Here is a 6,056-nt window from a genome sequence, read left to right on the forward strand (position 1 = left end):
GTACCCACAGGCGCCCGATGCTCATGACTCCGACCCTTCCNCGAAGACCCCGCTGGCGCAGCCTCGCGTTGTTGGCGTTGTGCCTGGCGCCGTTGCTGTGGCCGCTGGAGCATCTGGCCGAGCGTTACTACCGTAGCGAGCTGGCCGGGCAGAACCGTCAGACCCTCGACCTTTACGTCGCCAACCTGCTGGGTACGCTGCACCGTTATGAAGTGTTGCCGCAGATCCTCGGCGACCTGCCGGCCCTGCGCGCAGTGCTCGGTGCGCCTGACGACAGCGTCACCCAAGGCAATGCCAATCGCCTGTTGAAAAACATCAGCGCCCAGACCGGCGCCGAAGTCATGTACCTGATGGACACCACGGGCAANACCCTGGCCGCCTCNAACTGGGATAAACAGGACAGCTTTGTCGGCCGCAACTTCTCGTTTCGTCCCTATTTCAGCGAAGCCATGGCCGGGCACCTGGGGCGGTTTTTCGGCCTGGGCACCACCTCGGCCAAGCGCGGCTACTTCTTCGCTGCCGCCGTNCACGACGGCGANAAAATCATCGGCGTGCTGGTGGTCAAGGTTGACCTGGACCACACCGAAAGCCTGTGGGGCAACACGCCAGAACAACTGCTGNTGACCGACCATAACGGCGTGGTCATCCTCACGTCGCGGCCTGAGTGGCGATTCCGCTCAACCCGGCCGTTGAACGAAGAAGAAAGCAAAGCGATCACCGCGATCCAGCCGTACCCGACCCGCGATCCAAAACCGTTGGAGCTCAACCCCAACGCCTGGCTGACCCAAACCCAGCAGATCGCCGAAACCGGCTGGAACGTCAGCATCCTCGCCCCACGCACCCTGATCGACCGCCCGGTGCGAACCGTCGTCGCCATTGGCGGCGCGACGTTACTGGTGCTAATGCTGTTGCTGGGCTTGATGATGCAGCGCCGTCGGCATTACCTGGAACGCATCGCCTTCGAAGCCAAGGCGCGGCGCGAACTGGAAGGCCGGGTCGCCGAACGGACCAGCGACCTCGAAGGCCTCAACCGTCGACTAAAACAGGAAGTGCTGGAACGCGAACATGCCCAGCAGGAACTGGTGCGCGCCCAGGACGACCTGGTGCAGGCCGGCAAGTTGTCGGCACTGGGGACGATGTCGGCGAGCATCAGCCACGAANTCAATCAGCCCCTCGCGGCGATTCGCAGCTACGCGGAAAACGCCGAGATCCTGCTCGACCATGAACGCACCAACGACGCACGGGGCAACCTCAAACTGATCAGCGAACTGACCGGACGCATGGCGTCGATCATTGCTCATTTGCGTGCCTTCGCCCGGCGCGATCGCCATGCGCCGGAAAGTGTCGCTCTGCAACCAGCGCTGGATGACGCCCTGGCGTTGCTGGCCAAGCGTCGGCGCAGCATGGAAGTCGAACTGATCCGCGATTTGCCGGCGGCCACGTTGTGGGTCGAGGCCGGGGAAACCCGTCTGCGCCAGGTGCTCGGCAACCTGNTGGCCAACGCCCTTGACGCCCTGACCGAAAAAGGCCCGCCGCGCAAACTCTGGTTGAGTGCCCAAACCACCGAACAGGGCGTCAACCTGTACATTCGCGACAATGGCCCGGGCTTTTGCATGGAAGCCCTGGGCCGGGCCAGTGAACCGTTCTACACCACCAAGACCCGCACCCAGGGCCTGGGGTTGGGCCTGGCGATCTGTGACACCTTGATGCGTGCCTTTGGCGGTGAACTGCTGTTCGCCAACCACAAGGAAGGCGGCGCACTGTTAACCTTGAAATTGCGTGCCGGCTCGCCGGGCGTCAGTCTGCAACCGTCCGAGGACCGCAGTGTATGAGTATCGATAACCAGATTCAGGTGGTGCTGATCGACGACGATCCCCACCTGCGTCAGGCCCTGTGCCAGACNCTGGACCTGGCGGGCCTGAAGNTCCTGCCCCTGGCCGAAGCCAAAGGCCTNNCCGCGCGCCTGTCCCGCGACTGGCCGGGCGTGGTGGTCAGCGATATCCGCATGCCGGGCATGGACGGCCTTGAACTGCTGACCGAACTGCATGCCCAGGACCCGGAGTTGCCCGTATTGCTGATCACCGGCCACGGCGATGTGCCGCTGGCCGTGCAAGCGATGCGCGCCGGGGCATATGACTTCCTCGAAAAACCCTTCGCCAGCGACGCGCTGCTCGACAGCGTGCGCCGCGCATTGGCTCTGCGCCGACTGGTGCTGGATAACCGCAGCCTGCGTCTGGCCCTGAGCGATCGCAATGAACTGAGCACCCGACTGGTCGGGCAATCGGCGCCGATGCTGCGCTTGCGTGAGCAGATTGGTGCATTGGCGGCGACCAAGGCTGACGTGCTGATTCTTGGCGAAACCGGTGCCGGCAAAGAAGTAGTGGCCCGCGCGCTGCACGACCTGTCGAGCCGGCGTAGCGGACCGTTTGTGGCGATCAACGCCGGGGCCCTGGCCGAGTCAGTGGTCGAAAGCGAGCTGTTCGGCCATGAGCCCGGCGCTTTTACGGGCGCGCAGAAACGCCGTATCGGCAAGTTCGAATTCGCCAACGGCGGCACACTGTTCCTCGATGAAATCGAAAGCATGAGCCTGGATGTACAGGTCAAATTGCTGCGCTTGCTTCAGGAGCGCGTGGTCGAGCGTTTGGGCGGTAATCAACTGATCCCGCTGGACATCCGCATCATCGCCGCGACCAAGGAAGACCTGCGNCAGGCCGCCGACCAGGGCCGCTTCCGGGCCGACTTGTATTACCGCCTCAACGTCGCGCCGCTGCGCATTCCGCCGCTGCGCGAGCGCGGTGAAGATGCACTGATGTTGTTCCAGCACTTTGCCGACGAAGCCAGCAGCCGCCACGGCCTGCCGCNCCATGAACTGCAACCGGGGCAACGCGCCCTGCTGCTGCGCCACACCTGGCCGGGCAACGTGCGGGAACTGCAAAACGCAGCCGAACGTTTCGCCCTGGGTCTGGAACTGGCCCTGGACAACAACGCACCGGAGGGCGCTGCCGGCATGACGGTCGAAGTGGTCAGCGGCGGCCTGAGCGAGCAAGTGGAAAACTTCGAGAAATCGTTGATTGCCGCCGAACTGGCGCGCCCTCACAGCTCGGTGCGGAGCCTTGCCGAAGCCCTCGGCATTCCGCGCAAGACTCTGCACGACAAACTGCGCAAGCACGGCCTGAACTTCGCCGACGGTGGCGCCAGCAGCCACACCGACGAACTCGATTGAGCTACCGTCCCATCATCATCTTTAAAAAAGAGACCCGTGAATGAGCCGCGACAGTCGTCACCTGGAATCAGTCCTCCACCGCGATATTCCGTTGACCCGGGACATGGGCCTCAAAGTGCTCGACTGGCACGACCAGCAACTGCGCCTGCATATGCCGCTAGAGGCCAACGTCAATCACAAAAGCACCATGTTCGGCGGCAGCCTGTACTGCGGCGCGGTGCTGGCAGGCTGGGGCTGGCTGCATTTGCGCTTGCATGAAGAAGGGATTGAAGGCGGGCACATCGTGATTCACGAAGGGCACATCACTTATCCACTGCCGGTGACCATGGACGCGATCGCGATTTGCCAGGCACCGAGTGCGGTGGTGTGGAAGAAGTTTCTGGCGACGTATGAGCGATACGGGCGGGCGCGGTTGACGTTGCATTCAAGGATCGTCAATGCCGATAGCGATGACGATGCGGTGAGGTTTACCGGGCAGTACGTCCTCCACCGGTAAAGACACAAAACCTGTGGCGAGGGAGCTTGCTCCCGTTGGAGTGCGCAGCACTCCCATTCCTGTCACCACTGTTTGCCTGGTGTAATTGAGTTGCAGGTTTTGGGGCCGCTTCGCAACCCAGCCGAAGCAAGCTCCCTCGCCACAGGTTTGGGTGAACTCAGGATCGGGCCAGTTCCAGTAACTTCTCTCGCCACGCGGCCTTCGCCGGCAACGCCAGGAAAAACTCATTCAACAGCGATTCCCGCGCCGGATAACAAAACGGCGCACCGCTCAAATCCAGCACTTCACCGCCAGCGCCTTCCAGTACACCTTGCGCTGCCGCCGTGTCCCACTGCGAAGTCGGCGCCAACCGTGGATAACAATCCGCCGCACCTTCCGCCAGCAGGCAAAACTTCAACGAACTGCCGATGTTCGCCAGTTGCAACTCACCCAGACTGGCGCTCAACCCGGCCAGCAAACGCTCTTGCTCGGGGCTTGAATGCCGGCGGCTGGCGACGACGGTAAACGCCTCACCCGCAGCAGGAACCTCGCGAACCTGAATCGGCAACGCCTCGGCACCTTTATCACCGCGCCACGCGCCCAGACAGGCACCGCCGACATAAAACCGCCCGTTGGTCGGCATCGACACCACACCGAATACCACTCGGCCTTGCTCGATCAACGCAATATTGACGGTGAACTCTTCGCTGCCGGAAATAAATTCCTTGGTGCCATCCAACGGGTCCACCAACCACCAGCGCTGCCAGCCGGCACGCACGCTCTGATCGATATCAGCATCTTCTTCGGACAGCACCGGAATGCTCGGGTCGAGCGCGGTAAGGCCCGCCAGAATCAGGTGATGAGCCGCCAGGTCAGCGGCGGTGACCGGCGAGTCGTCAGCCTTCGCCGTCACCGCAGTCCCCGTGCGCCAGAACGGCAAAATCGCTTCGCCAGCCTTCAACGCCAGTTCCACCACCGGCGCCATCAACGGATGCGGGAAATTCATGGCACAAACACCCCACGCTGAGTCAACAGATCACGGGCCAGATACAGCGCCGCCAAGGCACGGCCCTCCGTGAATCGCGGGTTCTGCGCCAGGGCCGACAGCTCGCGCAGGTTGATCTTGTCGACNCGCATCGGCTCAGGCTCATCGCCTTCCAGGCGCTCTTCGTACAGTTCAGTGGCCAGCACCACCTGGATCTTCTGGCTCATGTAACCGGGCGACAACGACAACTCGGTCAGATGCTCCAGCTGCCGCGCGCCATACCCGGCCTCTTCCTTGAGCTCGCGCTCGGCCGCCGCCAGCACGTCCTCGCCCGGCTCGATCAAGCCTTTGGGCAACGAAAGTTCATAGGCATCGGTGCCGCCGCAATACTCTTCGACCAGCACGGCATGATCCNCGTCGATCATCGCCACGATCATCACCGCGCCNTACCCGGCACCTTTGCCGACCAGGCGCTCGTAGGTTCGTTCAACGCCATTGGAAAAGCGCAGTTGCACTTCCTCCACGCGGAACAAACGGCTACTGGCGACTATTTCGCGGGCGAGTACGGTGGGTTTCTGGCGCATAAAAGGCTCCTTGGCGTAAGCGGGTTACTATACCCGGCCTATCCTGATTGTTGACCTCGGATATCTTTTTTACCGTTGGAGAAGTTTTTTATGTCCCTGCTGCCCTGGCGCGACATCGACACCGTTCTGCTGGATATGGACGGCACGCTGCTGGACCTGCACTACGACAACCATTTCTGGATGGAGCACCTGCCCCAGCGCTATGCCGAGCTGCACGGCGTGACCCGGGCCATGGCCGAGATGGAGTTGCAGCCACTGTTCGAGCGTAACGCCGGACAGTTGCAATGGTATTGCCTGGATTTCTGGAGCACGGAGCTGAAGATCCCGGTGCGCGAGCTCAAGCTCGAAACCGCCCACCTGATCGCCCTGCGCGCGGATGCGGATACGTTTCTGGCAGCGGTCAAACGGGCCGGCAAACGCGTCATCCTGATCACCAATGCGCATCGTGACTCGCTGTCATTGAAACTGGAACGCATTGAGCTGGCGCCGTATTTCGAGCGGTTGATCAGCTCNCATGACTACGGTTTTCCCAAGGAGAATCCGCAGTTCTGGGAGGCGTTGCAGGCCGANATCCACTTTGACCCGGCCCGCAGCCTGTTTATCGATGACACCTTGCCGATCCTGCGCAGTGCCCGGGATTTTGGCGTGGGGCANCTGNTGGCGGTGAGTGAGCCGGACAGTCGCAAAGGGCCGAAGGACACGGCGGAGTTTGCGGCGGTGGGGGATTATCGGGAGTTGATTGCAGGGCTTTAGACCGAGGCGCCTTCATCGCCAGTTCAGGCCGACTCC

At 62.2% G+C, this 6,056-nt stretch carries 6 protein-coding genes; 4 read left to right on the forward strand and 2 right to left on the reverse strand.

The annotated features are described in order from the left end of the window. The first annotated feature begins 23 nt into the window (after positions 1–23). The 3 genes from B7L09_RS15910 (at position 24) to B7L09_RS15920 (ending at position 3,719) form a co-directional block, all read left to right on the forward strand. The gene (locus B7L09_RS15910) at positions 24–1,832 is read left to right on the forward strand and encodes a sensor histidine kinase (protein ID WP_094469637.1); all 1,809 of its coding nucleotides are present in this window, start codon (positions 24–26) and stop codon (positions 1,830–1,832) included. Then, the gene (locus tag B7L09_RS15915) at positions 1,829–3,223 is read left to right on the forward strand and encodes a sigma-54-dependent transcriptional regulator (RefSeq protein ID WP_094469630.1); all 1,395 of its coding nucleotides are present in this window, start codon (positions 1,829–1,831) and stop codon (positions 3,221–3,223) included. Before B7L09_RS15910 ends, B7L09_RS15915 begins: the two co-directional genes overlap by 4 nt. Positions 3,224–3,263: 40 nt before the next feature. Beyond that, positions 3,264–3,719 carry a thioesterase domain-containing protein gene (locus tag B7L09_RS15920; RefSeq protein WP_094469631.1) on the forward strand — a complete coding sequence of 152 codons (456 nt, stop codon included), beginning with the start codon at positions 3,264–3,266 and terminating at the stop codon, positions 3,717–3,719. A 157-nt stretch (positions 3,720–3,876) separates the two neighbouring features. Here B7L09_RS15920 and cysQ read toward each other — a convergent pair whose 3' ends face one another. Together cysQ and nudE are read right to left on the reverse strand one after the other, a co-directional pair. Beyond that, the gene (gene cysQ, locus B7L09_RS15925) at positions 3,877–4,704 is read right to left on the reverse strand and encodes a 3'(2'),5'-bisphosphate nucleotidase CysQ (protein WP_094469632.1); all 828 of its coding nucleotides are present in this window, start codon (positions 4,702–4,704) and stop codon (positions 3,877–3,879) included. Then, the gene (nudE, locus tag B7L09_RS15930) at positions 4,701–5,267 is read right to left on the reverse strand and encodes an ADP compounds hydrolase NudE (RefSeq protein WP_094469633.1); all 567 of its coding nucleotides are present in this window, start codon (positions 5,265–5,267) and stop codon (positions 4,701–4,703) included. Before nudE ends, cysQ begins: the two co-directional genes overlap by 4 nt. Positions 5,268–5,357: 90 nt before the next feature. Between nudE and yrfG the strand changes: the two genes are divergently transcribed. Beyond that, positions 5,358–6,020, forward strand: a complete 663-nt coding sequence (yrfG, locus tag B7L09_RS15935) for a GMP/IMP nucleotidase (RefSeq protein WP_094469634.1) — start codon at positions 5,358–5,360, stop codon at positions 6,018–6,020. Positions 6,021–6,056 lie beyond the last annotated feature (36 nt).

The sequence above is a fragment of the Pseudomonas mandelii genome (assembly GCF_002251635.1).
GTDB classification, from domain to species: Bacteria; Pseudomonadota; Gammaproteobacteria; order Pseudomonadales; family Pseudomonadaceae; genus Aquipseudomonas; species Aquipseudomonas mandelii_B.

What these genes read in the sequence shown, in the direction of transcription:
- cysQ (WP_094469632.1), bottom strand. Translation starts at nt 4,704, where the DNA reads ATGAATTTCCCGCATCCGTTGATGGCGCCGGTGGTGGAACTGGCGTTG.
- B7L09_RS15920 (WP_094469631.1), top strand. Translation starts at nt 3,264, where the DNA reads ATGAGCCGCGACAGTCGTCACCTGGAATCAGTCCTCCACCGCGATATT.